This is a genomic window from Streptomyces sp. NPDC052301, assembly GCF_044593395.1.
Lineage (GTDB): Bacteria > Actinomycetota > Actinomycetes > Streptomycetales > Streptomycetaceae > Streptomyces.
The window spans coordinates 19,269-45,638 of sequence record NZ_JBIUBE010000007.1 but is presented as its reverse complement, the minus strand read 5'-3'; the positions used below and the strand labels follow the sequence as shown (position 1 = coordinate 45,638).

The 26,370-nt window shown below is 74.1% G+C and carries 21 protein-coding genes; 14 read left to right on the top strand and 7 right to left on the bottom strand.

Going from position 1 to position 26,370, the window contains the following annotated elements; all coding sequences use genetic code 11:
* Together ACIHEJ_RS20690 and ACIHEJ_RS20685 are read right to left on the bottom strand one after the other, a co-directional pair.
* Nucleotides 1-777 (bottom strand): glycerophosphodiester phosphodiesterase, encoded by a 777-nt coding sequence (locus ACIHEJ_RS20690; protein ID WP_400137646.1) that lies wholly within the window; start codon nucleotides 775-777, stop codon nucleotides 1-3.
* Nucleotides 774-1,427, bottom strand: coding sequence for a YitT family protein (locus ACIHEJ_RS20685; RefSeq protein WP_400137643.1), 654 nt, complete (start codon nucleotides 1,425-1,427; stop codon nucleotides 774-776). Before ACIHEJ_RS20685 ends, ACIHEJ_RS20690 begins: the two co-directional genes overlap by 4 nt.
* Nucleotides 1,428-1,528: 101 nt before the next feature.
* Between ACIHEJ_RS20685 and ACIHEJ_RS20680 the strand changes: the two genes are divergently transcribed.
* The gene (locus ACIHEJ_RS20680; RefSeq protein WP_400137641.1) at nucleotides 1,529-3,037 is read left to right on the top strand and encodes a PLP-dependent aminotransferase family protein; all 1,509 of its coding nucleotides are present in this window, start codon (nucleotides 1,529-1,531) and stop codon (nucleotides 3,035-3,037) included.
* A gap of 17 nt (nucleotides 3,038-3,054) precedes the next feature.
* Here ACIHEJ_RS20680 and ACIHEJ_RS20675 read toward each other — a convergent pair whose 3' ends face one another.
* Entirely contained in the window at nucleotides 3,055-4,671 is a 1,617-nt protein-coding gene (locus tag ACIHEJ_RS20675; RefSeq protein WP_400137639.1) for a hypothetical protein, read from the bottom strand.
* Nucleotides 4,672-4,711: 40 nt separating this feature from the next.
* A complete protein-coding gene (locus ACIHEJ_RS20670) occupies nucleotides 4,712-4,906 on the bottom strand; it encodes a hypothetical protein (protein WP_073899278.1) in 195 nt (64 codons plus the stop codon).
* A 329-nt stretch (nucleotides 4,907-5,235) separates the two neighbouring features.
* On the opposite strand from ACIHEJ_RS20670, the gene ACIHEJ_RS20665 reads away from it, so the two are divergent.
* From ACIHEJ_RS20665 to ACIHEJ_RS20645, 5 genes are all read left to right on the top strand, one after another.
* Complete coding sequence (locus tag ACIHEJ_RS20665; protein ID WP_400137635.1) at nucleotides 5,236-5,628, top strand: ankyrin repeat domain-containing protein; 393 nt, start codon at nucleotides 5,236-5,238, stop codon at nucleotides 5,626-5,628.
* 298 nt (nucleotides 5,629-5,926) lie between these two features.
* Nucleotides 5,927-7,345 (top strand): HEAT repeat domain-containing protein, encoded by a 1,419-nt coding sequence (locus ACIHEJ_RS20660; protein ID WP_400137632.1) that lies wholly within the window; start codon nucleotides 5,927-5,929, stop codon nucleotides 7,343-7,345.
* 186 nt (nucleotides 7,346-7,531) lie between these two features.
* The gene (locus ACIHEJ_RS20655) at nucleotides 7,532-8,659 is read left to right on the top strand and encodes a glycosyltransferase family 4 protein (RefSeq protein WP_400137630.1); all 1,128 of its coding nucleotides are present in this window, start codon (nucleotides 7,532-7,534) and stop codon (nucleotides 8,657-8,659) included.
* The gene (locus ACIHEJ_RS20650; RefSeq protein WP_400137627.1) at nucleotides 8,656-9,825 is read left to right on the top strand and encodes a glycosyltransferase; all 1,170 of its coding nucleotides are present in this window, start codon (nucleotides 8,656-8,658) and stop codon (nucleotides 9,823-9,825) included. Before ACIHEJ_RS20655 ends, ACIHEJ_RS20650 begins: the two co-directional genes overlap by 4 nt.
* A complete protein-coding gene (locus ACIHEJ_RS20645) occupies nucleotides 9,822-10,766 on the top strand; it encodes an SGNH/GDSL hydrolase family protein (protein ID WP_400137624.1) in 945 nt (314 codons plus the stop codon). The genes ACIHEJ_RS20650 and ACIHEJ_RS20645 overlap by 4 nt, the downstream gene beginning before the upstream one ends.
* A 226-nt stretch (nucleotides 10,767-10,992) precedes the next feature.
* On the opposite strand, the gene ACIHEJ_RS20640 is transcribed toward ACIHEJ_RS20645, so the two are convergent.
* Entirely contained in the window at nucleotides 10,993-11,832 is an 840-nt protein-coding gene (locus ACIHEJ_RS20640; RefSeq protein WP_400137621.1) for a putative hydro-lyase, read from the bottom strand.
* A complete protein-coding gene (locus ACIHEJ_RS20635) occupies nucleotides 11,829-13,145 on the bottom strand; it encodes an MFS transporter (RefSeq protein ID WP_400137618.1) in 1,317 nt (438 codons plus the stop codon). The genes ACIHEJ_RS20640 and ACIHEJ_RS20635 overlap by 4 nt, the downstream gene beginning before the upstream one ends.
* A gap of 127 nt (nucleotides 13,146-13,272) precedes the next feature.
* Here ACIHEJ_RS20635 and ACIHEJ_RS20630 point away from each other — a divergent pair, with 127 nt between their 5' ends.
* The 5 genes from ACIHEJ_RS20630 to ACIHEJ_RS20610 all read left to right on the top strand — a co-directional run bounded on the left by ACIHEJ_RS20630 (nucleotide 13,273) and on the right by ACIHEJ_RS20610 (nucleotide 21,682).
* On the top strand, nucleotides 13,273-13,974 hold the full coding sequence (locus ACIHEJ_RS20630; RefSeq protein WP_400137615.1) for a GntR family transcriptional regulator: 702 nt from the start codon (nucleotides 13,273-13,275) through the stop codon (nucleotides 13,972-13,974).
* A gap of 73 nt (nucleotides 13,975-14,047) precedes the next feature.
* On the top strand, nucleotides 14,048-15,577 hold the full coding sequence (locus ACIHEJ_RS20625) for a hypothetical protein (protein WP_400137612.1): 1,530 nt from the start codon (nucleotides 14,048-14,050) through the stop codon (nucleotides 15,575-15,577).
* A gap of 31 nt (nucleotides 15,578-15,608) precedes the next feature.
* Nucleotides 15,609-16,487 carry a hypothetical protein gene (locus ACIHEJ_RS20620; RefSeq protein WP_400137609.1) on the top strand — a complete coding sequence of 293 codons (879 nt, stop codon included), beginning with the start codon at nucleotides 15,609-15,611 and terminating at the stop codon, nucleotides 16,485-16,487.
* Between the two features lie 38 nt (nucleotides 16,488-16,525).
* Nucleotides 16,526-21,181, top strand: coding sequence for a hypothetical protein (locus tag ACIHEJ_RS20615; protein WP_400137606.1), 4,656 nt, complete (start codon nucleotides 16,526-16,528; stop codon nucleotides 21,179-21,181).
* A gap of 102 nt (nucleotides 21,182-21,283) precedes the next feature.
* Complete coding sequence (locus tag ACIHEJ_RS20610; RefSeq protein ID WP_400137603.1) at nucleotides 21,284-21,682, top strand: hypothetical protein; 399 nt, start codon at nucleotides 21,284-21,286, stop codon at nucleotides 21,680-21,682.
* Nucleotides 21,683-21,749: 67 nt separating this feature from the next.
* Here ACIHEJ_RS20610 and ACIHEJ_RS20605 read toward each other — a convergent pair whose 3' ends face one another.
* The gene (locus ACIHEJ_RS20605) at nucleotides 21,750-22,283 is read right to left on the bottom strand and encodes a hypothetical protein (RefSeq protein WP_400137600.1); all 534 of its coding nucleotides are present in this window, start codon (nucleotides 22,281-22,283) and stop codon (nucleotides 21,750-21,752) included.
* Nucleotides 22,284-22,703: 420 nt separating this feature from the next.
* Between ACIHEJ_RS20605 and ACIHEJ_RS20600 the strand changes: the two genes are divergently transcribed.
* Genes ACIHEJ_RS20600 through ACIHEJ_RS20590 form a run of 3 tightly spaced genes read left to right on the top strand, consistent with a single transcriptional unit; the run spans nucleotide 22,704 to nucleotide 26,347 of the window.
* Entirely contained in the window at nucleotides 22,704-25,511 is a 2,808-nt protein-coding gene (locus ACIHEJ_RS20600; protein WP_400137597.1) for a nitrate- and nitrite sensing domain-containing protein, read from the top strand.
* Complete coding sequence (locus ACIHEJ_RS20595; RefSeq protein ID WP_366011836.1) at nucleotides 25,508-25,942, top strand: roadblock/LC7 domain-containing protein; 435 nt, start codon at nucleotides 25,508-25,510, stop codon at nucleotides 25,940-25,942. Before ACIHEJ_RS20600 ends, ACIHEJ_RS20595 begins: the two co-directional genes overlap by 4 nt.
* A gap of 9 nt (nucleotides 25,943-25,951) precedes the next feature.
* Nucleotides 25,952-26,347 carry a DUF742 domain-containing protein gene (locus ACIHEJ_RS20590; protein WP_400137593.1) on the top strand — a complete coding sequence of 132 codons (396 nt, stop codon included), beginning with the start codon at nucleotides 25,952-25,954 and terminating at the stop codon, nucleotides 26,345-26,347.
* The last annotated feature ends 23 nt before the right edge of the window (nucleotides 26,348-26,370 follow it).

Here is a 26,370-nt window from a genome sequence, read left to right as displayed (position 1 = left end):
TCAGACCCAGACGCCGCGCTCCTCCATGACCTTGCGCAACGTGTCGATGTGATCGGTCATGATGCCATCGACACCGAGATCCAGGAGCCGGTGCATCCGCTCCGTATCGTTGATCGTCCACACGTGCACCTGCAGCCCGCGCGCGTGGGCGGCGCGGACGAAGCGGTGGTCGACGACCGGGACGCCGGACTGCGCCTCGGGCACCTGCGCGGCGACGGCGGAGCGGCGCACCGCGGCCGGCAGCCCCCAGGAGCGCAGCCGCAGGCTGAGCACCCCACGCGTGCCGAACGAGGTGGCCAGACGTGGCCCCGCCAGCCGCTGGGCGCGCAGCACGCGAGCCTCGGAGAAGGAACCCACGCAGACCCGGCCCCAGGCGTCCGTGCGCTCGATCAGCTCCAGCAGGGGCCGCAGCGCGGGCTCCGCCTTGATGTCGACGTTCCAGCGGACCTCGGGGAACGTCTCCAGCAGCTCCTCGAACAGGGGCACCGGTTCCCGGCCACCCACGCGCGCGTGCCGTACGTCCTCCCACGGCAGGTCGGCGATGCGGCCCGCCCCGTCGGTGACCCGGTCCAGGGTCGCGTCGTGGAAGGCCACGAGACGGCCGTCCGCCGTGGCGTGCACGTCGGTCTCGATGTACCGGTAGCCCAGCTCCACGGCGCGCCGGAACTGCGCCACGGTGTTCTCCAGCCCGTCGGCGGCTCCGCCCCGGTGGGCGAAGGCGAGAGGACCGGGGTGGTCGAGGTACGGGTGGCGTACGGGCGGCGTCGTGAGGGTCACCCCGGCAGTATGGCGCGCTCCGGTGTCGCGCCGGCAACGACGGTGCTGCCGCGCGATGCCGCCGGGACGGCGAACACCCGCAGGAACAGCTGCGCCAGCGGGCCGATGGACACGGCGTACAGCACGGTGCCCACCCCGATGGTGCCGCCCAGGGCGAATCCGGTGACCACCACCGCCACCTCGACCACCGTCCGCATGAGCCTGATCGAGCGGCCGGTGCGCCGGTGCAGCCCCGTCATCAGCCCGTCGCGTGGGCCCGGCCCGAAGCTCGCCGCGATGTACAGCCCGGTGGCCGCGCCGTTCAGGGGGATCCCCGCGAGCAGGAGCGGGACGCGCACGGCGAGGGAGCGGGCGTCCGGGACGAGCGCGAGCGTGCCGTCCATGGCCAGGCCGACGACGAAGACGTTGGAGACCGTGCCCAGTCCGGGACGCTGGCGCAGCGGTATCCACAGGAGCAGCACCGCCGCCCCGACGACGATCGAGACGACGCCGATGGTGAGACCGGTCAGCTTCGCGATCCCCTGGTGCAGCACGTTCCAGGGCTCCAGGCCCAGGCCCGCCTCGACGAGCAGCGCGGAACTCGCGCCGTAGAGCGCGAGACCGGCGTACAGCTGGATCAGCCGTCGTCCCCGACGGCCCGGAGTGGACACGAAATACCCCCTGAGTGGTGGCGGTGGCCTGACGCATGTCACTCTGTGGCTTGGGATGGAACGCCATCCATGGCCAATTCGGGGAAGGTGGACTGATCGTCATGGCGCAGTGGACCTCGGCGATGGGAGCCGCGCAACTCGCCCGGCTCCTCAACTCCCAGCAGGACCGCCCGGCCGGCCCCGGCACCCGCCGTCCTCCCGCCTACCGCGCTCTCGCCGACGGCATCCGGCTGCTGGTCCTCGAAGGCCGTGTCCCGGTGGCCGCCCGGCTCCCCGCCGAACGCGAACTCGCGCTCGCCCTCTCCGTGAGCCGCACCACCGTCGCCGCCGCCTACGAGGCGCTGCGCGGCGAGGGCTTCCTGGAGTCCCGGCGCGGAGCCGGCAGCTGGACCGCCGTGCCCGCCGGGAACCCGATCCCGGCCCGTGGCCTGGAGCCGCTGCCCCCGGAGGCCCTGGGCTCGGTCATCGACCTGGGCTGCGCCTCGCTCCCGGCCCCCGAGCCGTGGCTGACCCGCGCGGTGCAGGGCGCCCTGGAGGAACTGCCTCCCTACGCCCACACGCACGGCGACTATCCGGCCGGACTCCCGGCACTCCGCTCGATGATCGCCGAGCGATACACCGCGCGCGGCATCCCCACGATGCCGGAGCAGATCATGGTGACGACCGGCGCGATGGGCGCCATCGACGCGATCTGTCACCTCTTCGCGGGCCGGGGCGAGCGCATCGCCGTGGAGTCCCCGTCCTACGCCAACATCCTCCAGCTGATGCGCGAGGCGGGCGCCCGGCTGGTCCCCGTCGCGATGGCGGAGGGGCTGTCGGGCTGGGACCTGGACCGCTGGCGCCAGGTGCTGCGCGAGGCCGCGCCGCGCATGGCCTACGTGGTCGCCGACTTCCACAATCCCACCGGCGCGCTCGCCGACGAGGACCAGCGGCGCCGGCTGGTGGACGCGGCCCGTTCGGCGGGCACGGTGCTCATCTCGGACGAGACGATGTCCGAACTGTGGCTGGAGGACGAGTTCGCGGGCGGTGGCATGCCACGCCCGGTCTGCGCCTTCGATCCCGCGGGTTCGACCGTCATCACGGTCGGCTCGGCCAGCAAGGCGTTCTGGGCGGGCATGCGGATCGGCTGGGTGCGCGCGGCGCCGGACGTCGTCCGCAGCCTGGTCGCGGCGCGCGCGTACGCCGACCTGGGCACGCCCGTGCTGGAGCAGCTCGCCGTGAACTGGCTGTTCAGCACCGGCGGCTGGGAACAGGCGGTCGAGCTGCGCCGGGCTCAGGCCCGCGAGAACCGGGACGCGCTGGTGGCGTCGCTCCGCCGGGAGCTGCCCACCTGGGAGTTCGAGGTGCCGCGGGGTGGTCTGACCCTGTGGGTCCGCGCCGGCGGCCTCTCCGGCTCCCGGCTCGCCGAAGCGGGCGAGCGGACCGGCGTCCGCGTGCCGTCCGGGCCGCGCTTCGGTGTCGACGGCGCGTTCGAGGGGTACGTGCGCCTGCCGTTCACGGTCGGGGGAGCGGTGGCGGACGAGGCGGCGGTAAGGCTGGCTGCCGCGGCGCGGCTGGTGGAGACGGGGGCGACGGGTGGCACGGAGGCGCCGCGCACGTTCGTGGCGTAGCAGGGGGGCCGGGAACTCTAGGACGAGGGCTCCGCGGCCATGGCCTCCGTGGTCACCGGAACCACGTCAGCCGCCGGCTTCGTGAGGTCCGTCGGTGCGGCCTCGACCGCGCTTCCCCGCGTCGGGAGCAGCGCCAGCACCGCCTGCCGGTCGGCGTCGCTCGTGGCGTCGTCGTACGGATCCGGCGTACGCGGCACCTGAAGCCGGTGGACGGGACCGTTCCCGAGCCGGGCGTACCCCCGCCCGGGCGGCACGTGCCCGAGCGGCGTGGTGTGCGGCGGAGCCCCCAGCACCGACTCCACCTGCCGAGGCGCCGCGACGCCGAGGACGACACGCGCGCGCGTGTGCTGCCGTACCGCGTCGCTCAGCGCCTCCGCGCCGTCGAACTGCTCGGCCACGACGACGGTCACGTTCGCCGCGCGCCCGTGCCGCAGCGGCACCTGGAGGAGGGCCTGCGGATCCTTGCGGCCGTCCGCCACCGCGAGGTGCGCGAAGACGCTCGGCCGGTCCACCAGGATCCACAGCGGGCGCCGGGTGTCCTCGGGCGGCGGGTCGCCCGCCTGCCGGGCCAGGTTGATGGCGATCAGCCGCCGCTCGGTCTCCTGCGCGGCCCATTCCAGGCTGGCCAGCGCCCCGGGCAGGGCGCACTCCACGGCCAGTACGCCGTCCCGGCCGGTCAGGCACGCGTACTCGCCGGTGCCGCCGCCGTCGACGATCAGGACATCGCCGTACTGCAGCGCCTGCAGGGCGATGGAGCGCAACAGCGTCGACGTGCCGCTGCCCGGGTGGCCCATGGCCAGCAGGTGCGGCTCGGTGGACCGGATGCCGGTGCGCCAGACGACCGGCGGAATGTCGATCTGTTCCTCGCCGTAGGCGAGGGGAAGCGTGCGCTGGACCTCGCTCGGGTCGGTGAAGCCGAGGACGGTCTCGCCGGGCGTGGTGACGAAGCGCTGGGCGGCGATGTCGGTGGGCAACGGGGCGAGGACGGTGACCGCCAACTGGTTGCCCGCCTCGTCCCACGCGAAGTGGTACTCGCGGCCCCGCCCGGCCTTCGCGGTGAGCAGCTGCTCGATCCGGGCGCGGGCGTCAAGCTCCCCGTCGGGGAAGTAGGCGGGATAGCGGATCACGAGGTGACCGATGCGCCCGGCGTCGTCGAACTCGTGCGCGGTGAAGACCTTCTCCCACTCCCCGCCGTGCGCGTACAGCGGCGCCGGGTCCTCGGGGCCGGAGAAGTACGGCACCAGGGCCTCGTAGAGCGACTGGAGCCGTTCGACCTGGGACTCGTCGGGCCCCTCGGGGGCCGTCGGGGCCTGGTCGCGGCCCTGCCAGGCCGCTGCCGCCATCACGGCGATGACGGCCAGCAGCGGCCCGTACGGCACCAGAGTGACGACCAGGACCACGGAGGCCGCCAGGAACAGCAGGGGGCCCCGTTTGTCCTTGGGCGTGTCCGCCCACCTGCGCCGCCCGGCCGCGGCCAGCCGGCGCATCCCGCGCGTGACGGTGATCAGCGGGTGGAGGATGTCGGTGGCGCTGTCGGCCGCCGTCCGGGCCAGCTCCCTGCTCCGGGCGATCTGCATCCGGGCGATCTGGGCGCTGTCTTTGCTCAGAATGCGGGGGAGAGGGCGCCGGGCCACTGCTGTCTCCTGGTGGTGCGTGCGGGCGGGGCGGGTGGGGTCAGAACTTGAGGCCGCCGAGGAGGCTGGCCAGGCTCTCGCCGCCGGCCTTGATGCTCGGGGCGATGGCCGTGCTCGACAGGTAGAAGCCGAACAGGGCCGAGACCGTGGCGTGCGAGCCCTTCAGTCCGTCCTTGCGGAAGAAGAGGAAGACGATGACGCCGAGCAGGAACACGCCGGACAGGGAGAGGATCATTTCGGGCCTCCTGGTGTCGAAGGTGGGGGACAGTCACCATGAGTTCTTCCAGGATCACAGGATGTATCCATACGATTAAAGGTGCAACTGGGTGAAATCCGGTTGATTTCGCCCACTCGGTGGAGTCCTCCTGACCCGGTTGACCAGGTCTGTTCCCTCCGGTGCGGCCTGTAGTCGATCTTTACCTCGGGCACATCGGGTCATGTGCCGCGAGAGCCAGTACGCTGGCGATTCACTCGTACGGCCGTGGTCCGCTCGGTGTCGTACGCTCCATCAGTCCCGAGAACCGGTCCCGGAACCGGTCCGAAATCCAAGGAGAGGCGGTCCGGATGAGTGAAGCCCCCGACCCCGAGGTCGTGGAGCTGGCGACCAAGATCTTCGATCTGGCCCGCCAGGGGCAGACCGAGGCGCTGGTGGCGTACGTCGACGCCGGTGTTCCGGCCAACCTCACCAACGACCGGGGCGACTCCCTGGTGATGCTCGCCGCCTACCACGGCCACGCCGACGCGGTGCGTGCGCTGCTCGCCCGAGGCGCGGAGGCGGACCGGATCAACGACCGCGGCCAGACTCCCCTCGCGGGGGCGGTCTTCAAGGGTGAGACGGACGTGATCAAGGCCCTGCTGGAAGGCGGAGCCGATCCCGCGGCGGGTACGCCGTCGGCCGTCGACACAGCACGCATGTTCGCCAAGACGGACCTCCTGGAGCTGTTCGGCGTCAGCTGACACGCCGTCCTGACCAGGTACGACACAGAAAACGGGGGAGGCGGTAAAGGGCCGCCGGAAATACGGTCGCGGCAGCACACACCGCGGGTCATCATGACGACGTGATGCACGGACGCGATGGCTGGGCAGGTGTTGCCGCACCGCGCGGGCCGTGATCGGTCCGCATGGGCCACCGACGAGAGGCAGAGAGAGATGGTCTACAGCAAGCAAGAGACGGCGGGCGCTCCGACGTTGTGTCACGCGGCCAGGTAGTGCGTGTTCCCCGGTTGCGTCGACGCTTGATGTGAGGCTGTTTCCCATGTTCGATCCGGTCATAGCGCCCAGCGGTACGCTGCTCGGCCTGCTGCAGCGGGGCCGCGGCGACGGCACGCTGCACGCGCTCACCGCCCCCCGCGCGGAAGCGCTTGCCGCCCTGAACCACTGTGTGTTGCGCGATCCCCGCCACGACTGGCAGGTGGAGAACCGCTCCCTGTACTACGCCCGGCTCTACCTCGACCTGAACGGCGAGCTGGACGCCGTAGAGGCGCACCTCTTCGATCCCGACGACGTCCTCGACACCGACGAGTCCCGCACCGGCCTCGCGCTGGCCGTCCTCGGGCACCTCGCCTCCTACGGCCGGCGGGACGCGCTCGAACTGCTGCGCAGGTACGCCGCCCACGGCTCCAACTGGGCCTGGGCCCTCGACGAGCTGGCCCTCAGGGACGACGACGCGGGACTGCGTGCCCTCGCCGCCCCCGTCCTGGCCCGCTTCCCTGCCGACCCCGAGGGTGAGGCCGAGCTGGCCGTCGCCGTCCGTGACGCCTTCGAGCCGCGCCCCTGGCGGCTGTGGGCCGAGGATCCGCGCGAATCGATCGCCACGCGTGTGCGTGCCGCCCAGGAGACCGGCTGTTTCGACCGCTGGCAGCGGCAGATGCGGCCGACCGGCCCACGCCCCGGCTGGAGCGTGCGCGCCGTCTTCGAGTGGGCGCAAGCGGGCATGGAGCGCGGCGCCGCCCTCCATGTGCCGGCCGCCCGCTGTCTGGTCGCCGTGGCCGGCCCCGAGGACCGCCCGGAGATCCTCCAGGCCGCCCGGGACGGCATCGACGGCGCACGCTGTACAGCCCTGCGCTACCTCGCCGACGGCAACGACGCGGCGGCTCTCGACCTGATCGAAGCCGCGGTCACCGACGGAACGACCGTCGTCGTGGAGGCCGCCGTCGACGCCTTCGAACGCATGCGCAGTGTCGCCGCCGTGGACCGCGCCCGCGGCTGGGCCCAGCGCCCCGACGCGCTCGGCGCCGCCGCCGGACGCATGCTCGCCTGCCGTGGCGGGGCTCGGGACAGCGACCTCGTCCTCGGCGCCCTGCGCGAGGCCGTACGCGGCGAGGGCCCCGACGCACCCACCCTGTGGACCCTCGTCGACGGCGCCGGGCGCCTCGGCATCGCCTGCGCGGCCCCCGTGCTGCGCCACGTCTACCGCGAGACGGCCTCCTCCCACCTCCGGGGCCGCGCCGCCCGGGCCCTGGCCGCGACGGACCCCTCCTTCGCCACCGGCTTCGCGGTCGAGTGCCTGTGGGACTGCGAGGAGACCACCCGCGAACTCGCCGCCCGGCACGCCGAGACCGGCGACGCCCGGGTGGTGGAGCGACTGCGCCGCCTGGCCGCCGATCCGGCCGAGGAGGCCGAGGTGCAGACCGCGGTGCGCAGCCGCTTCGAACCGGACATCCCCACCGGCTGACCCCCGTCCGCGCACACGGATCGGGCGGACGACCGCCCGCTGCGTGAACACCGGGTGACCCGCAGGTCAGGCGGCCATGACGGCCGTCTGACCTGCTCGGGTGTGCAGCCCAACGCTCATGGGACGTTCCCCGGGCGGAAAGATCGAAGTTGACGCGGCCACGTTCGGCGCGGCGACAACACCCCTATGCGTGTCGTCATCGTGACCGAATCCTTTCCCCCCGATGTGAACGGCGTGGCCCACTGCGCGCTCCAGACCGCCCGGCACCTCGTAGATCGCGGTCACTCCCCGCTCGTCGTCGCGCCGGCCCCCGCCCCCGGCAGCGCGCCGGACACGGACGCCCCGTGCCCGGTCGTCCGCGTCCCCTCCCTCCCCCTGCCCGGCTACCCCCAGGTCCGTGTCGCCCTCCCCAGCAGGCGGCTCGCCGCGGCCCTCCTCGACCACCGCGCCGACCTGATCCATCTCGCCAGCCCCTTCGTCCTCGGCGTCCGCGGCATGGCCGCCGCCGCCCGGCTCGGCATCCCCGCCGTCGCCGTCTACCAGACCGACCTCGCCGGTTACGCCCGCACCTACATGGGCGCCGGGGAGGCGGCGGCCTGGCGGCGGATCCGCTCCGTGCACTCCGCCGCCGACCGCACGCTGGCCCCGTCCAGCGCCGCCCTGAACGACCTGGAGACGCACGGCGTGCCCCGGGTGCGGCTGTGGCCGCGGGGCGTCGACACCGTACGTTTCCGGCCAGAGCTGCGGGACGAGGTCCTGCGCCGCGAACTCGCCCCCGACGGCGAACTGATCGTCGGCTACGTCGGCCGGCTCGCCCCCGAGAAGCACGTCGAGCTCCTCGCCGGCGTGTGCGGTCTGCCGGGTGTGCGGGTCGTGGTCGTCGGCGACGGGCCCAGCCACGCCCATCTCACCGAGGCCCTGCCCGGCGCCGTCTTCCTCGGCCGCCGCACCGGCGACGACCTGGCCCGGATCTTCGCCTCGCTGGACGTGTTCGCGCACACCGGCCCCTTCGAGACCTTCTGCCAGACCGTGCAGGAGGCCATGGCCGCCGGAGTCCCGGTGGTCGCCCCGGCCGCGGGCGGCCCCCTCGACCTGGTCGCCCACGGCCGCACCGGCCTGCTCGTGCCCCCGCGCGACGCCGACGCCGTACGGGAGGCCGTCCGCACCCTGGCGGCCGACCCCGGCCGGCGGGCCGCGTACGGCGCCGCCGCCCGCGTGATGGTGGAGGGCCGCACCTGGGCCGCCGTGGGCGACCAGCTGATCGCCCACTACGACGACGTCCTCGCGGCGCGGAGGACGGCGGTGGCGGCATGACCGGCCCGTCCCTGCGCATCGTCCGGCTCGCCAACTTCGTCGCCCCCGCCTCCGGCGGCCTGCGCACCGCCCTGCGCGAGCTGGGCAAGGGCTTCCGTGCGGCGGGCCACGAGCCGGTGCTGATCGTGCCGGGCGAACGGCACACCGACCGCGACACCGAGCAGGGCCGGGTCATCACCCTGCCCGGCCCGCTGCTGCCGGGCACCGGCGGCTACCGCGTCCTCACCGACAAGCGGCGCGTCGCGACCCTCCTGGAGGACCTGGCCCCCGACCGGCTGGAGGTGTCCGACCGCACGACCCTGCGCTGGACCGGCCGCTGGGCCCGCCGCGCGCGCGTGCCCGCCGTGATGGTCTCCCACGAGACCGCCGACGGCGTGCTGCGCACCTGGGGCCTGCCCGAGAACCTCTCCCGGCGCGCCGCCGACGCCCTCAACACCCGCACCGCGCACGTCTACTCGCGGGTGGTGTGCACCACCGAGTTCGCCGAGCGCGAGTTCGTCCGCATCGGCGCGCGCAACGTCGTACGCGCTCCCCTGGGCGTCGACCTGATGGAACGCCACCCGGTCCTGCGCGACCCGGGCCTGCGCGCACGGCACGCGCGCGGGAACGAGGCGCTGCTCGTGCTCTGCTCCCGGCTGTCCGTGGAGAAGCGGCCCGGTACGGCCCTGGACGCCCTGGAGGCGCTGCTGCGGCGCGGGCGGCCGGCGGTGCTGGTCGTGGCCGGGGACGGGCCGCTGCGGGCCCGGCTGGAGCAGCGCGCCCGGGAGCACGGGCTGCCGGTGACCTTCCTGGGCCACGTCTCCGACCGGACGGCGCTCGGTGCGCTGCAGGCGTCCGCGGACGTGTGTCTCGCGCCCGGGCCCGCCGAGACCTTCGGGCTGGCCGCCCTGGAGGCCATGGCGTGCGGTACGCCCGTGGTGGCGAGCGCGTCGTCCGCGCTGCCCGAGGTCATCGGCTCCGCAGGGGCGACCGCGGCCGGCAGCGGCGAGGCGTTCGCGGACGCCGTGGAGCTGCTCCTGGAGCGCCGTGAAACCGAGCGGCGGGAGGCGGCACGCGCGCGTGCCGAGTGCTTCGGATGGGGGGCGGCCGTGGAGGCGTTCCTCGCCGCGCACGACGCCCCGGTGACCGCCCCCCGGCGCGGTGTCGTCCCGGAGGGCGTGGCATGAGATCCGTCCGCTTCGTCGCCCTCGGGGACTCCCTGACCGAGGGCGTGGGCGACCCCACCGGGGACGGCTGGCGGGGCTGGGCCGCCCTGCTGGCCGCCTCGCTCGGCGAGGGCTCGGAGTTCACCAACCTCGCGGTCAGCGGGGCGCAGACGCGGGACGTGCTGGAGCGGCAGACCCCGGCCGCCCTCGACCTGCGTCCCGACCTGGTGTCCGTGGTCATCGGCATCAACGACACGCTGCGCGCCACCTTCGACATCCACGCCGTGGCCGCCCGGCTCGACCAGGTCTTCGCGTCCTTCGCCGGGCAGGGCGCCACCCTGCTCACCGCCTGCCTGCCCGACCCCGGCGCGATGCTCGGTCTGCCGGGCGCCCTGGCCCGCCCGCTCGCCCGCCGGCAGCGTGCGGTCAACACGGTCGTCCACGCCCTCTCCGACCGGTACGGCGCGGTCCACCTGCACGCGGCGGAGGGCGCCTGGATCACCGACCGGGCCCTGTGGAGCGCTGACCGGCTGCATCCGGGCGAGCGGGGGCACCGGCGGCTCGCCGCCTGCTTCCACGCCCTGCTCACCGAGGCCGGCCTGGTGGCGGGGGAGGCGCCGTCGCCGGAGCCGGAGTTCGCCGCACCGACCCGGGCCGCGCGCCTGCTGTGGCTCGCCACGGCCGGCACCGGCTGGGTGGCGCGGCGGTGCACCGATCTGCTGCCGCAGCTGCTGAGCCTCGCCGCCGACGAGCTGGGCCACCGCGCCCGGGGCACCAGCGCCCGCCTCGACCTGCGGGCGTCGGCGGCGGTGGCCGCAGCGCTCGCGGCCCTGTCGGACGGCACGGGGGACGGCGCCGTGGCTCAGCGGCGCCGCATGGCGACGAACCTCACCGGGGTGCCCGGCACCGCCGGTCCGCCTCCCGGGAGACCGGCGGTGCGGGCCACCGCGAGCACCGGGTAGTCGGCGGTCGCGGGCGGTCGGCCGCAGGAGGACCAGCGGCCGGCCGTCCGGCTCCGCCCCGGCCGAGGCCGGCGTCCGGTGTCGGTCTCCGTCGTGGGGTTCTCACGCCTGCCGTCTGTCGTCGGGCCGTCGGCCGGTCGGCCCGGCGGCTGGTCGACCCGAACGCCGGCCTCGGCGGGGCAGAGCCGGTCGGCCGGATCGTCGTCGGGCCGTCGGCTGGTCGGCCTCAGTCGATGCCGACCAGCCGGTACTGCTCGTCGCGGGCGTCGGTCAGGAACATCTGGCCCGGCGCATGGGTGATCGCGAACGGCGGCCGGGAGGCCATCACCGCCGCCTGCGGGGTCACGCCGCAGGCCCAGAACACCGGGATGTCGCCCTCGTCGGCCGTCACCGGGTCGCCGAAGTCGGGCCGGCCCAGATACTCGATGCCGAGTGCCGTCGGGTCACCGCAGTGCACCGGGCCTCCGTGCACGGCCGGCAGCAGGCTGCTCTCCCGGATCGCGGCCCCGAGGTGCTCCGGCGGCACCGGGCGCATCGACACCACCATCGGCCCGCGCAGCCGGCCCGCCGCGCGGCACTGGCGGCCGGTGACGTACATCGGCACGTTGCGGCCCTGCTCGACGTGCCGGATCGGCACGCCCGCGCGGGCCAGCGCCCACTCGAAGGTGAAGCTGCATCCGAGCAGGAACGACACCAGATCGTCCCGCCAGTACGCGCGCACGTCCGTGGGCTCCTCGACCAGCTCGCCGTCCTGCCACACCCGGTAGCGCGGCAGGTCGGTGCGCAGGTCGGCGCCCTCGGCGAGGACGGTCGTCGGCGAACCGGCGTCCGTGACGTCGAGCACCGGGCAGGGCTTGGGGTTGCGCTGGCAGAACAGCAGCATGTCGTAGGCCCAGTCGGCGGGCACCGCGATCAGGTTGGCCTGCGTGTGGCCCCGCGCCACACCGGCCGTGGGACCGGCCAGACCCTCCCGGAAGCGGGCCCGCGCGGTTTTCGGGCTCCACGCGTGCGCGTGGTCATCGGCGGTGGTGACGGGCCGGTCCTGCGTACGGGGTGTTCGCGTCACGCCAGTTCCTTTCCGCGGGTCTCCGGAAGTCCGAGCAGCGCGAGGGCCGCGAGTCCGTAGCCGATCGCGCCGAACACCAGCGCCCCGCCCACGCCCCAGCTGCCGGCGAGGAAGCCCACCAGGGTCGGGAACACCGCGCCCACCGCGCGGCCCGTGTTGTACGTGAAGCCCTGCCCGGTGCCGCGCACCGCCGTCGGGTACAGCTCGCTCAGATAGGAGCCGAAGCCGCTGAAGATGGCCGACATGCAGAAGCCGAGCGGGAAACCGAGCACCAGCAGCAGGGTGTCCGCGCCGTGCGGGATGTGGGCGTACGCCAGGATGCACACCGCCGACAGCAGCGCGAACAACCAGATGTTGTTGCGCCGGCCGAGCCGGTCGGTGAGGTGGCCGCCGGTCAGATAGCCGAGGAACGCGCCGGAGATCAGGAAGGTCAGATAGCCGCCGGTTCCGACGACCGACAGGCCGCGCTCGGACTTGAGGTACGTCGGTACCCAGGTCGCCAGCGTGTAGTAGCCGCCCTGCACGCCCGTGGAGAGCAGGCTCGCGAGGACGGTGGTGCGCAGCAGACCCGGGGTGCCGTCCCGGCCCGGCCGGAAGATCGCCGTGAACGAGCCCCGCGCCGCGTCCTGTTCGCGCGCCGCCGTCGCCGTGGGCGCGTCGTGCACCCGGCGGCGCAGCCACACCACGAGCAGCGCGGGCAGCGCGCCGGTCCAGAACATGATCCGCCAGGCCCAGTCGTCACCGGCGACGGAGAAGACCAGCGTGTAGACGATCGCCGCCAGCGCCCAGCCGACCGCCCAGGAGCTCTGGACCGCGCCGAGCGTACGGCCCCGGTGCCGGGCGGAGGCGTACTCGGCGACCAGGATCGCCCCGACCGCCCACTCGCCGCCGAAGCCGAGGCCCTGGAGGGCGCGGAAGACCAGCAGCGTCTCGTAGGTCGGCGCGAAGCCGCACGCCACGGTGAAGACGGCGTAGGCGGTCACCGTGATCATCAGCGCCCGGACCCTGCCGACCCGGTCCGCGACGACGCCCGCCACGGCGCCGCCGACCGCCGAGACCACCAGCGTGACGGTGGTGAACAGGCCGGCCCGGCCGTTGTCCAGGCCGAAGTACGCCGTGAGCGCGACCATGCTCAGCGGCAGCGTGAAGTAGTCGTAGGAATCCAGGGCGTAGCCGCCGAAAGCGCCGGCGAACGCGCGCCTGCCGTGCGGCCCGAGGGCACGCAGCCAGCCGAACGCGCCGTCCTCGGCGGTGTGTTCACCTCCGGCCGGCCGGACGCCCGAGACGGAGTGGGGTGGTGGGGTCGTGCTCATGGGCACCTCGCAGAAGGGGGACGGAGGGTGCTGGACAGTGAGCCGTGACGAGCACCGTAGAGGATCGTTCAACGATCCTTCAATACCCACGTTGTCTCGTTCCGTTGTCTGCGATTGAATTCCGGGCATGACAGAGCAGCTGACGGGACTGGCCGACGACCGTGCGCTCCTGGGGCGGACGAGCACGGCGGAGCGGGTCTCGGACATCCTCAGGAGCCGCATCTCGGAGGGCTACTTCCCGCCCGGCACCCGGCTGTCCGAGGACGGCATCGGCGGGGCCCTCGGCGTCTCCCGCAACACGCTGCGCGAGGCGTTCCGGCTGCTCACGCACGAACGCCTGCTGGTCCACGAGCTCAACCGGGGCGTGTTCGTGCGGGTCCTGACCGTCGAGGACGTCGAGGACATCTACCGCACGCGTGCCCTCGTCGAGTGCGCCGTCGTCCGTGGGCTCGGCGAGCCGCCGTACTCACTGCAGGGGCTGGCCGCGGCGGTCGCCGAGGGCGAGGCGGCGGCGGCCGGCCATGACTGGAAAGCGCTGGGCACCGCCAACATCCACTTCCACCGGGAACTCGTCGCCCTCGCCGGCAGCGAGCGCACCGACGAGCTGATGCGCAGCGTCTTCGCGGAGCTCCGGCTCGCCTTCCACGTCGTGGACGACCCGCGCCGGCTGCACGAGCCGTACCTCGCCCGCAACCGCCGGATCCTGCAGGCGCTGCAGACCGGCGACAGGCGCGAGGGCGAACGGCTGCTGGAGACCTACCTCGCGGACTCGCTGGAGCGGGTCGTCGAGGTGTACCGGCGCAGGGTCGGCGAGGAGAGCGCCTCGTAGGCGCCTGCGCCGACCAAACCGGCGGAGCCGCTCGTTTGGGTCGATGTCAGACCTAGGACCTAGTCTGTGCACCGTGACTTCGCCTGCATCGACGGACAGCGTTCCGCCCCAGCTCAGCGCGGGGCCGCGCCCGGCTCCGGGCCCGGCCGCCGACGAGGGGCTGGCGCGTCGGCTGCGCGCGCTCGCCTGCACCGCGCCGCTGCACGACCTCGACGCGCGCAAGGCCAACCTGGCCGGCGAGTACTCGGTGTACGGCATGGCCGAGGTGGCCCTGGCCGCCATCGACCTGGTCACGCTCAACATGGACTTCGACACCGGCGCCGACCACGAGCAGATCGTCGCCCGTCTCGTCCCGCGCATCGCCGCCCAGGCCCCGCACCGGCCCGGCGCGGAGCACGAGCGCGTGGCCCGCTGGGTGCTGGAGAACCTGATCAACGTCGGCAGCGTCGACCGCGGCTTCCGCGCGGTGTACGGCACCTTCGCGCCGGACGGCACGTACGTCCGCCGTGACTACGACTTCAAGCTGATCGAGGAGGTCCCCGGCCCCGGCGGCACGGTGTACCTGCGGACGACGGACGAAGCGGTCAACGTCCTCGTCGGTGCCCTCGACACCGATGTCACCAGCGCCCAGATCGCCGCCGAGGTCAAGCTGGAGGTGCTGATCAGCCGGGGGCGGCTCGCCGACGCCCAGCTCGCCGCCGAGCAGGCCCGCTACCGCACCGTGCAGTACTCCGAGACCCTGCGCCGCGCCCTCGACGCCACCCGGCGCAACGTCCGTGCGGTGGACTGGCTGGGCGCCGTGCCCGACATGATCGCCGAGGCCCTGGACCACGTGGCCGACCGCTACCGCCACGAGAACGCGATCCTCACCAACATCCGCAAGGCCCGCGACGAGACCGAGGAACCCGAGCACAAGCGCCGCGCCGCCGAGCTCGTCGACATCGTCAAGGACTGCATCCGCCGGCACACCCAGCTCCAGTCGCGCCTGCTGGAGGCCGGTCCGCTGTTCCGCGCCGAACAGGACCGGCAAGCCTTCGCCACACCGGTGACGACGTCCGGGATCGACCTCTACGGCCATCTGGTCGCCCCCGTCCTGCCGCTGCCCGCGGAGCAGGCCGTCCGGGTCACCGACGCGTTCTTCGCGAGCGGGACGGGACTGCGGACGCCGGTGTCGGTGCGGGTGGCGGATCTCGTGGACATACTGCTGACCCCGCCCGTGGAGCGCGAGCACCTGGGCGCGGAGATGCCGGAGCCCGACCTGATCGCCACGCCGGACGACAGCCGGTTCAGCGAGGAGCAGCTGGCCGCCGCCCTGGAGTTGCTGGACCTCCCGGCGGACGCTCCGCGCAGACTGTCCGGACTGCTGGCCGAGGCCCGGCGCACCGGTGACCCCGAGCTCGCGTACCTGGTCGCCCTGCTGGCCGTCCACGCGGCCAGTCCGGCCGTCGGCACCGCCTACCGGCAGGGCGAGGAGAAGCTGCTGTTCGCCGTGGACGACGGAACCGAGCTGGACGATCCCGAGTTCGGCGGGGCGGACCTGATCGTGGGGACCGCGCTGCTCGACGCCGCGGGGATGGCGGCGGACCGGACGGAAGCAGCATGAGTGAGCAACGACGCGACAAGGAGCCCAAGCCGTGACCGAGCACGTCGACTGGAGTGAGCCCGAGCCTGCCGCCGCGCCGGCGGGCTCCGTCGTCACCCCCGCCGACGCCGCCGACGCGGCGCGGCTCGTCGCCTTCGGGCTGCAGCCCAAGCTGCAGCCCGCACGCGACCAGGAGTACACGGAGCTGCTGCGCCGCTACCGCGAGGACCCGGCGTTCGCGCGCCTCGCGGACGCCGTCGCCGCCGGGCTCGGGCTCGTCGTGCTCGAGGTGTCCCCGCGCGCGGGGATGGCCGTCACCGCCGCCGAGGACTCGGTGTTCGCCGTCCGCATGGGCGACTACGCGCGTCGCACCACCGCCGACTCCGGCGACCGCTTCCTGCACGGACTAGCCCATCTCGCCGTCGCCGCACTGGCGTTCCCGCGCCCGGAGGACCTGGCCGACGACACCTACATCGGCCGCGTCACGGTCAACGGCGTCGACGCGTTCGTACGACAGGCCTGCCGTCGCCTGGAGGAGCGCGCCGAGGAACTGGGCGAGAACACCGACCCGGCGACCGACGCACCCGGCCTCGAGGCCGCCTGGCGGATCTGGGCCAGGCGCAGCGCCACCGGCGCCACCAAGGACGCCCGCCGCCCCGCCTCCTCGACCACCGGCATCGTGGCCAAGGCCCTGGCCTTCCTCACCGACTCGGGTTTCCTGCAGCGCACCGGCGACGACAGCGGCGGCACCTACCGCACCACGGCCCGCTACCAGCTCCAGGTCCGCGACATGGCCGGCGGCGCCGCCATGGCCGAACTGCTCGAGCTGGGCGTCGTCCCGGTGACCGACGGCACGGCCACGCTGCTGCCCGCCGAGGACACCGACGACCTGGAGCTGGTGGCCGACGCCGGTCTGCCGTTCCACTCCTGAACCTCCCGCACCTGCAAGAAGACTGACGAGAGTCCGCCATGTACGAGCTGTCCCGGGTCCGCCTCTACTCCATCGGGCCCGCCGGTGCGCGCTACGCCGACACCGTGCTTGACCTGCGGGGCGTGGGCGAGCCCGTGCCCGACCCGGCGCCCACGCAGGCGGAGTTCTTCGAGGAGGAGCCCGCCGGCCCGCCCCGCCGGCCCGCACCCGCGGGCGTGCTGTTCCTGGAGAACGGCGGCGGCAAGTCCGTGCTGCTCAAGCTGATCTTCTCGGTGATGCTGCCGGGCCACCGCAACACCCTCGGCGGCGCCAGCTCCGGCGTGCTGCGCAAGTTCCTGCTCGCCGACGACTGCGGACACGTGGCCCTGGAGTGGCAGCACGTGCAGACCGGCGAGTGCGTCGTCGTCGGCAAGGTCAGCGAGTGGCGCGGCCGGCAGGTCTCCAACGACCCGCGCAAGTTCGCCGAGGCCTGGTACTCCTTCCGGCCCGGCCCCGGACTCAGCCTGGACAACCTGCCCGTGGCCGAGTCCACGGCCGTACGGCCGCCCGTCGAGGGCAGCTCCGGCGCCCAGGGCCGCCGCCGCACCATGAAGGGCTTCCGCGACGCCCTCATGGAGGCCGGCAAGGCATATCCGCACCTGGAGGTGCACTGGGAGGAGATCCACGACCGCTGGATCGAGCACCTCGGCGACCTCGGCCTCGACCCCGAACTCTTCCGCTACCAGCGGGAGATGAACGCCGACGAGGGCGAGGCGGCCGGTCTCTTCGCGGTCAAGAAGGACTCCGACTTCACCGACCTATTGCTCCGCGCGGTCACCGACACCCGGGACACCGACGGCCTCGCCGACCTCGTCAGCGGCTTCGGCAACAAGCTCGGCCGGCGCGCCGAACTGATCGCCGAACGGGACTTCACCGCCGGCTCGGTCGACCTGCTCGGGCGCATCGTCGAGGCCGCCGACGCCCGTTCCCGCGCGCGTGACATCCACACCGGCGCGGAGCGCCGCACCCGCACGCTGGCCCGGCGGCTCTCCGCCCGGTCCGTGCGGGAGCGGGTGCGCGCCGCCGACCTCGCCCAGCGGGTCACGGCCGCCGCGTACGCCGTCACGCACTCCGAGGGCGCGCGCGAACGCAGCGCACTGATCGCCGCCGAACTGGCCTACCGGCACGCCTCCCTGGCCCTCGCCGCCGCCGAGAAGGCCGCCGCCGCGCAGAAGCGCGAGCTGGCCGACGCCCGCACCCTGCACTCCGCCTGGCAGGCCGCCGAGGCCGTGCTGCGCCACCGCGCCGCCGCCGACCGCGTCGCGCGCGTCTCCGCCGCCATCCAGGAGGCGGAGCGGGACGCCGCGCCCGCGCTCGCCGCCCGTGCCAAGGCCGCCGTGGACCTCGTACGGGCCCTGCACGCCGCCGCCGAGAGCGCCGAGACCCTGGCCAACGAGGAGGAGGAGCGCTCCGCCGCCCTCCAGGAGGTCAGCGACTCCGCCTACCGGGACTCCACCACCGCCGCCACCGAGGCGCAGCGCGCCCGCAGCGAGGCGGGTCACCTGCGCCAGCGGCTCACCGAGGTCGAGCAGGAGACCGCCGAGGCGGTCCGCGCCGGCTGGCTCGACGACAGCGCCCCCGACGCCGACCCGGCCCGTGCGGCGCTCGCCGCCAGCGACGCCGAGAAGACCGCCGTCGCCGCCTGGGACGCGGCCCGCGAGGCCGCCCGCAAGGCCACCGAGCACGCGCGCGAGGCGGCCTCCGCCGAGTCCCGCGCCGAGCTGACGGCCGCCCGCGCCGCCGACGCGGCGACCGCGGCCGAGCGGGCCCACGAGGCCGAGCGGCGCCTGGCCGAGTCGCTGGCCGCCGAGGAGCGGCTCGCGGAACTGCTGAGCCTGCCCGGGGCCCCCGGCAGGCCGCGCGTTCCCGGCCCGCGGACGGAGGCGGGCGACGCCCCGCGTGCGGGCACCGCCGCGGTGCCCGCGGTGCCCACAGAGGGCCCGCTCACCCCCGAGGAACTCGACCGCTTCGCCGACGAGTTGCGCGCACTCCTCGACGACGCCGTGTCGACCGCGGAACGGCAGCTGTTCGAGCTGCGTACGGCCGCCGCCGACGACGCCCGGATCCTCGGCGCCCTCGGTGACGGCGGACTGCTGCCGCCGGGCCCGGACGTGCTGGCCACCGTCGAGTTCCTCGGCGAACACGGCATCCCCGCCCTGCCCGGCTGGCGCTACCTCGCGCAGGCCGTCGACCCCGCCGACCACGCGCGCGTGCTCGCCGCCCGCCCCGAACTGGTCGACGGCGTGATCATCACCGACCCGGACACGCACGCGCGTGCCCGCGAGGCGCTGAGCGACGCCGCCCTGCTGCCGCGCTCCGCCGTGGCCGTCGGCACGGCCGCCGCCCTGCTGGCCCCGACCCCCGCCGCGGACGCCACGCCGGCGGACGTCTTCCTCGTGCCGCCGAACCCCGCCATGCACGACGAGCACGCCGCCGACGAGGAACGGCAGGCCCTGCGGGCCCGGACCGGTGAGCGCGACGAGGAGATCCGCACCCTGGCCGCCCGCCTCGGCAAGGACCGCGAACTGGCCGCCCGGCTCGCCTCCTGGCGCACCGGCTGCCCCGCCGGACGCCTCACCGAGTTGGCCGAGGCCGCCCAGGAGGCCCGTGCCTTCGCCGAGGAGTCCGAGGCCGAACTCGCCGAGGCACGCACCGCGCGCGCGGAGACCGACGAGGTCGCCGCGGAGGCCGGGCAGGTGCGCGACGAGCGGCAGGAGGCCGCGCAGAAGGCCCGCCGCGCCGCCGACGCCCTCGCCGGCCTCGCCTTCCGGCTCCGCGAGCGCGCCGGCTGGCAGGTCAAGCTCCGTGAACTCGCCGACGAGGGCGCGGAGTCCGAGGCCCGCGCCCAGGCCTGCCTGGAGCGCGCCCGCGCCGCCGACGAGGACCGCCGCGCCGCCCAGCGCGCCGCCGACGACGCCCGCCGCACCGCACGCGCCCTGCGCGCCGAGCGCGCCGAGATCGCCGGCGCCCCCGACGACGTACCGGTCGAGGACTCGGACGCACCGAAGGCGTCCCTGCCCGCGCTCCGCGAGGCCTACCGGGCCGCCTCCCAGGTCTACGAGAAGGTCGGCGTCGGTGCCGACCTGCGCGCCGAACAGGCCCGCGCCGAGAGCGACGACAGCGCGGCACTCGCGGAGCTGGACCGCCTGAGCAACAAGGTCCGTACGCGCGCGGAGCAGTTGCTGCAGTCACCCGACGGCTCGGACGGGCCCAGCCGCCAGGCGGCCGCCGCCCGCGCCGAGGAGCTGGTGCAGCTGCTGGAGACCCGTACGTCCAGCGCGAGCGAGCAGCTCGGCCGGCTGCGCGGCGAGGCGGAGCGGCACGCACCGCAGGACGGCGAGGCGCACACCGAGCTGCCCGAGGAACTCCTCCCGCGCGACGCCGAGCACGCCCAGGCGCTGCTGCGCACCGCCACGGGCGAACTCGCGGCCCGTACCGAGGCGCTGGCCGAGGCCCGCGACGCCCACGCGGAGCTGCTGGCGGCCCACCGCGCCGCGGAGGACGCAGCCGGCGGCTTCGACGAGGTCGCCGCGATGCTCCGCGACCTGCTGCGCGAACACGCCCCCGAGGAGGACCAGGAGGAGCCGGAGCCGTACCCCGGCAGCCTGGAGGAGGCCCGGCACTCCGCCGCCGAGGCCCGCCGCTCGCTGCGCGGCTGCGCCGCCGACCTGTCCGCCGCCGAGGCCGCGGTGCGCGAGGCCGGTGACGTCCTGGTCCGGCACGCCAACTCCACGCGCTACGAGCAGGTCCGGACCCCGGCCCGGCAGCAGATCCGCGAGCTGCCCGCCGCCGCTCTGCCCGAGCACGCCCAGAAGTGGGCGGACGCTTTCGCGCCCCGCCTGCGCGTGCTGACCGACGAACTGGCCCAGCTGGAGCGCAACCGCGACTCGATCGTGGACCGGCTGCGGGGCCTCGTGGAGTCGTCCCTGGCGACGCTGAGGTCCGCCCAGCGGCTCTCCCGGCTGCCCGAGGGGCTCGGCGAGTGGTCCGGGCAGGAGTTCCTGCGCATCCGCTTCGAGGAGCCCGACCAGGCCACGCTCACCGAACGGCTCGGCGAGGTCATCGACGACGCCACGCGCGCGGCCGTCAGGAAGAACTCCGACCTGCGCCGCGACGGCATGTCTCTGCTGCTGCGGGGCGTCGCCGCGGCCCTGCAGCCCAAGGGCGTCGCCGTCGAGATCCTCAAGCCGGACGCCGTACTGCGTGCCGAGCGGGTGCCCGTCGGCCAGATGGGTGACGTCTTCTCCGGCGGCCAGCTGCTCACCGCGGCCATCGCCCTGTACTGCACGATGGCAGCGCTGCGAAGCAACGACCGGGGCCGCGACAGGCACCGGCACGCGGGCACGCTGTTCCTCGACAACCCGATCGGCCGCGCCAACGCGACGTACCTGCTGGAGCTCCAGCGGGCCGTGTCCGACGCGCTCGGCGTGCAGCTGCTGTACACCACGGGTCTGTTCGACACGACCGCACTGGCCGAGTTCCCGCTGGTCATCCGCCTGCGCAACGACGCCGACCTGAGGGCCGGCCTGAAGTACATCAGCGTGGAGGAACACCTCCGGCCCGGCCTGCCGCAGCAACCCCAGGCCGGAGAGGTGGTGCACAGCGAGATCACGGCGACGCGCATGTTCAAACGCCCTGCCTCTGCAACCTCCTGAACGGGGGCACGGGATCGTGCCGGCAGGTGCAGCAGTGAGGAACTCCCGGCTCTCCGAGGTAAGTTCGGGCCCCACCCGTTGTCCGAAGAGAGGAACGCTGCCTTGCGCACGCCCTACCGTGGTCCGGCGACCGTTCTCGGGACCGCCGCGGCCTCCGCGGCGGTGTTGGTCCTGGGCATCGCCCCCGCCCAGGCCGACGGCACCATCTACCGGGCCTACAACGCACTCACCTCGCCCACCGCGGCGACCGAGTTCGCCGCGGACGGCGAGATCCTCACCGCCCTCGACATGCTGAAGGACGGTCACGGCACGGCCGCCCAGTGGCGCTACAACTCGAGCTCGCCCACCCACTCCTACTACAACGGCAACGGCTACGCCGTACCCCGGAACTGGGACCTGTCCTTCGCGGAGGGCACCACCCTGCAGATCCGCGCCTGCCTGCAGGACACGTCCAACGGCACGCCGTACAGCTGCGGCGGCTGGGAGTACGCCAAGGCCTGACGGCCGGAAGGCGGCGAAGGGGCGGGTCCTCGGGCGCGCCCCTTCGCGCTCGCGGGCGGGCCGGTCCTCAGGAGTGCGACAACTGCCCGGTGCCGCCCCTGCGGCGTATGCGCTCCTGCTCCCGCAGGCCGGCCCGCTCCAGACGCCGCCGGGCGCGCCGGTCCCGGCGCAGGGCCCGGGCCGTGCTGCTCGGTTCGGAGACCACGCCGTACCGCTGGCTCCACACCTGGCGGGTCACCCACACGTCCACCACCGCCCAGGTGGCCACCACCGTGCTCGCCACACTGCTGACCACCATGGGGAAGGCCAGCCACGACCCGGCCAGCGTGCACAGGAACGCCACCATCGCCTGGATCAGCGTCACCGCCGTGACCAGGACCGCCCGCACCGCCGCCGTACGCACCGGATCGGGCAGCGGGTGCCGGCGGGCGGGCTCCTCCACCCACAACGGCCGGTATTCCTGCAGCTGTTCGTCGGTCACGGACTCCCGGGTGCGCCCCGGACCCGGGATGTCGCGATCCGGTGCCTCGGTGCCCCGCCGCGCCTCCGGGCGCCCCCTCACACTCTGTCCGGGCGCCCCGCGCCGCTCCGCCGTCCCCATCACCGTGTCACTCCCCACCGCCAGCAGACCGCTCGCCTCGATGTCCGAAGACCCCGACTCCCCAGTGGCTGCCCGGCTTGCGCTGTTTTACGCCGCCGGGATGCGGGATGCGGCACCTGTGGCCCATTCCGCCCCCATCTCCCGCAGAGAAGGACGCGCGAGATCGCGGAAAGATTCCCCATCGGCGAAAAAATCCAGCCAACCGCCCGTCCACGAGGGCGAAATCGGGTCGTCCCCAGGTGCCCGGATCGCGGTGGCAATCTCCCGCAATGGCCGGACAGATCGCCATGTCTCGCCGCCGGTGCGGAAGTTCACCCTCCGGACATGTCTTCGAGTTATCTGTGGGGCGGTAGTAGGCTCGCGCCGTTTGTTGACGTACATGTGTACCCCCGGCCGGTGGGGGTCGAGCTGGGGGAGGCCATGCGCTTTCGCGGGAAGTCGATCCGCCGGAAGATCGTGGCGCTGCTTCTCGTGCCGCTGGTGTCCCTGACCGCCATCTGGGGCTTCGCCACGGTACTCACGGGACGTGACGTCGCCCAGCTGTTCCGCGTGTCCCGTGTCGTGCAGGACATCGGATACCCCACCGAGGACACCGTCCGTGTGCTCCAGCAGGAGCGCCGCCAGACCCTCGTCTACCTCGCCGACCCACGGGCCGCCGACGCCCTCGCCGCGCTGCACCGCACCCGCACCGCCACCGACCGGGCGGTCACCAAGATCCGCAAGAACGTCCGGCGCCACGACATCGTCGACGGCATGGACGGAAGCGACAGCGAGCGTCTCACCACCGTCCTGGACGCGTTCGACGGCCTGGACTCGCTGCGCCACGGCGTCGAGAACGGCACGATCACCCGCACCCAGGCCTTCAGCCAGTACAACCGCCTCGTCGACCCCTGCTACGCGTTGCTGGACGCCCTCGACGGCATCGACGACGTCGAGATGGACCAGCAGGGCCGCGCCCTGGTCAACGTCACCCGCGCGCGCGAGCTGCTCTCCCGCGAGGACGCCCTGCTCGGCTCCTCCCTCGTCGTCGGCCGGCTCACCCACGCGGAGACCCGCCAGATCTCCGACCTCGTGGCCCAGCGCACCCTCCTGTACGACATCAGCCTGCCGTTGCTGCCCGCCACGGAGCGCGGACGCTACGAACGCTTCTGGAACAGTGCCACCACCGCCCCGCTGCGCACGGCCGAACAGGCCGCCGTCGACGCGGACTCCGGGACCCCCCGCGGGGTGACCGCGCAGAGCTGGGACAGCGCCGCGGCGAACGCCCTGGACGAGCTCGGCACCCTCGACGACCGTGCGGGCGACCGTCTCCAGGAGCGCACCCGCCCCGTGGCCATGGGGGTCATCGTCCAGGCGGCCGTCGCGGGTCTGCTCGGTCTGATCGCCCTCCTGCTCTCCATCGTCCTGTCCGTCCGCGTCGGCCGCACCCTGATCCGCGACCTGCGGCAGCTGCGCCTGGAGGCGCACGAGGCCTCCGGCGTCCGGCTGCCCAGCGTGATGCGCCGCCTGTCCGTCGGTGAACAGGTCGACGTCGAGACCGAGGTGCCGCGCCTGGAGTACGACAAGAACGAGATCGGCGAGGTCGGCCAGGCCCTCAACACCCTGCAGCGCGCCGCCGTCGAGGCCGCCGTCAAGCAGGCCGAACTGCGGGCCGGAGTCTCCGAGGTCTTCGTCAACCTCGCCCGTCGCAGCCAGGTCCTGCTGCACAAGCAGCTCACCCTGCTCGACACGATGGAACGCCGGACCGAGGACACCGACGAACTCGCCGACCTGTTCCGCCTGGACCACCTCACCACCCGCATGCGCCGGCACGCCGAGGGTCTGGTGATCCTCTCCGGCGCCGCCCCCTCCCGGCAGTGGCGCCGCCCGGTACAGCTGATGGACATCGTCCGGGCCTCCGTCGCCGAGGTCGAGGACTACGAGCGCATCGAGGTACGCCGCCTGCCGCGGGTCGCCGTGACCGGACCGGCGGTCGCCGACCTCACCCACCTCGTGGCCGAACTCCTGGAGAACGCCACGGTGTTCTCGCCCCCGCACACGGCCGTCCAGGTCCTCGGCGAGCGGGTGGCCAACGGCTTCACCCTGGAGATCCACGACCGGGGCCTCGGCATGACGGCCGAGGCACTCCTGGACGCCAACCTGCGCCTGGCCGAGACTCCCGAGTTCGAACTGTCCGACACCGACCGGCTCGGACTGTTCGTGGTCAGCCGTCTCGCCCAGCGCCAGAACGTGCGGGTCTCGCTCCAGCCCTCGCCCTACGGCGGCACCACCGCCGTCGTGTTCATCCCGGACGCGCTGCTGTCCGACGACGTCCCGGACACCAACGGCATCGGCTTCCGCCTGGACCGGGAGCGCCCGGTGAAGGAAGGCGGCCGTCCGGCGAACCGTGCCGCCGGACGGTCCCCGGTCGCGGCGCAGCTGCCCGGCCTGCCCACCTCCCTGCTGGACGGCCCGGTCGAGCTGGAGGCACCCGTCGACCTCGACGCCCTCGACGACTTCCCCGGCGTCCTCACGGACCAGGACAGCGAGCGCGGCGGCCTGTTCCGCTCCCGCGGCCTCACCCGCGACGACGACCGTACGGCCTCCCCGTCGGCCGAGCGCCTGTCACGGGACGAGACCGCCGAGCTCGGGCCCGTACCGCTGCCGCGGCGGCAGACGCCCAAACTCGTCAGCTCGCACGGCAAGCCCGTCACCGACCAGCGCTCCCGCCGCGGCGAACCGGACGACGAGCAGCCCTCCGCCGCTCCGCGCCGCCCCGAGACGGGAGGCCTGGCCCCGCTGCCCGCCCGCCGCCGCGGCGCCTCCACCCGGCGCCCCGCCGGACCCACCGACCGGACCGACGGACGCGAGACGGCCCAGGCCGTCGGCGAGACACCCGACGTACCGGCACTGCCGAGGCGTACCCGGCCGACGGCACCCGCCGCGGAAGGCACCCCGGGCCCGCCCGACGGACCCGCGGCCCTGCCCGCCGGCGGGGCGGCCGGGGAACCGGGCACCGGCCCGCTGCCCCGACGAATACGTCAGGCCAGCCTGGCCCCCCAGCTCAAACAGGACACCGAGCGGCGCGCCGACAGCGCGGCGCCGCCCGCCGACCGTGACGCCGAGGAGGTCCGCAGCCGGATGGCCTCGCTGCAGCGCGGCTGGCAACGCGGCCGAGAGGAGAACGCCGCGGGCGACGGGGTCGACAACGGCACAGCACAAGGAACGACTAAGGGGGACGGTCGATGACCGCACCGAACGCGACCGGCCACACGGCGGCGAACAAGGGGGAGCTGAACTGGCTCCTGGACGATCTCGTCGACCGGGTCGCCAGCATCCGCAAGGCCGTCGTACTGTCCGGCGACGGCCTGGCCACGGGGGCGTCCAAGGACCTGACGCGGGAGGACAGCGAGCATCTGGCTGCCGTCGCGTCCGGCTTCCACAGCCTCGCCAAGGGCGTGGGCCGGCACTTCGAGGCGGGCAGCGTCCGGCAGACGGTGGTCGAGCTGGACGACGCCTTCCTGTTCGTCACCGCCGCCGGCGACGGCAGCTGCCTGGCCGTCCTCTCGGACGCCGACTCCGATGTCGGACAGGTCGCCTACGAGATGACGCTGCTGGTCAAGCGGGTCGGCGTGCACCTGGGCAGCGCCCCGCGCACCGATCTGTCCGCCGGTGGGTAGTGGGATGGCATGAGCGGAGACGGTCAGGGAAGAAACCACTGGTTCGACGACGAGGCCGGACCGGTGGTCCGTCCGTACGCCATGACGCGCGGCCGGACCTCCAGTCCGGCCCAGCATCGCCTCGACCTGATCGCGGTGGTCGTCACCGAGCCCGACGCGGGCGACCCGGAAGCGGACCCGACACTGTCCCCGGAGCACGTGGAGATCGTCGGCCTCTGCGGGGAAACTCCGCAGTCGGTCGCCGAACTCGCCGCGGAACTGGACCTGCCCATCGGTGTGGTCCGCGTCCTCATCGGCGACCTCGTGCACGCGGAACTCGTCCATGTGACCCGCCCGGTGCCACCGGCCGAGCTGCCGGACGAGAGCATCCTGCGCGACGTGATCAGCGGCCTCCGGGCGCTGTGACGGGCGCGGAAGCGGCAACCCTT

Bases quoted from the DNA above. Each gene is read 5' to 3' on its own strand.
- ACIHEJ_RS20650 (WP_400137627.1), top strand. From the start codon at position 8,656: ATGACCGGCCCGTCCCTGCGCATCGTCCGGCTCGCCAACTTCGTCGCC.
- ACIHEJ_RS20630 (WP_400137615.1), top strand. From the start codon at position 13,273: ATGACAGAGCAGCTGACGGGACTGGCCGACGACCGTGCGCTCCTGGGG.
- ACIHEJ_RS20680 (WP_400137641.1), top strand. From the start codon at position 1,529: ATGGCGCAGTGGACCTCGGCGATGGGAGCCGCGCAACTCGCCCGGCTC.
- ACIHEJ_RS20595 (WP_366011836.1), top strand. From the start codon at position 25,508: ATGACCGCACCGAACGCGACCGGCCACACGGCGGCGAACAAGGGGGAG.
- ACIHEJ_RS20605 (WP_400137600.1), bottom strand. From the start codon at position 22,283: ATGGGGACGGCGGAGCGGCGCGGGGCGCCCGGACAGAGTGTGAGGGGG.
- ACIHEJ_RS20655 (WP_400137630.1), top strand. From the start codon at position 7,532: ATGCGTGTCGTCATCGTGACCGAATCCTTTCCCCCCGATGTGAACGGC.
- ACIHEJ_RS20615 (WP_400137606.1), top strand. From the start codon at position 16,526: ATGTACGAGCTGTCCCGGGTCCGCCTCTACTCCATCGGGCCCGCCGGT.
- ACIHEJ_RS20600 (WP_400137597.1), top strand. From the start codon at position 22,704: ATGCGCTTTCGCGGGAAGTCGATCCGCCGGAAGATCGTGGCGCTGCTT.
- ACIHEJ_RS20645 (WP_400137624.1), top strand. From the start codon at position 9,822: ATGAGATCCGTCCGCTTCGTCGCCCTCGGGGACTCCCTGACCGAGGGC.
- ACIHEJ_RS20635 (WP_400137618.1), bottom strand. From the start codon at position 13,145: ATGAGCACGACCCCACCACCCCACTCCGTCTCGGGCGTCCGGCCGGCC.
- ACIHEJ_RS20590 (WP_400137593.1), top strand. From the start codon at position 25,952: ATGAGCGGAGACGGTCAGGGAAGAAACCACTGGTTCGACGACGAGGCC.
- ACIHEJ_RS20670 (WP_073899278.1), bottom strand. From the start codon at position 4,906: ATGATCCTCTCCCTGTCCGGCGTGTTCCTGCTCGGCGTCATCGTCTTC.
- ACIHEJ_RS20665 (WP_400137635.1), top strand. From the start codon at position 5,236: ATGAGTGAAGCCCCCGACCCCGAGGTCGTGGAGCTGGCGACCAAGATC.
- ACIHEJ_RS20660 (WP_400137632.1), top strand. From the start codon at position 5,927: ATGTTCGATCCGGTCATAGCGCCCAGCGGTACGCTGCTCGGCCTGCTG.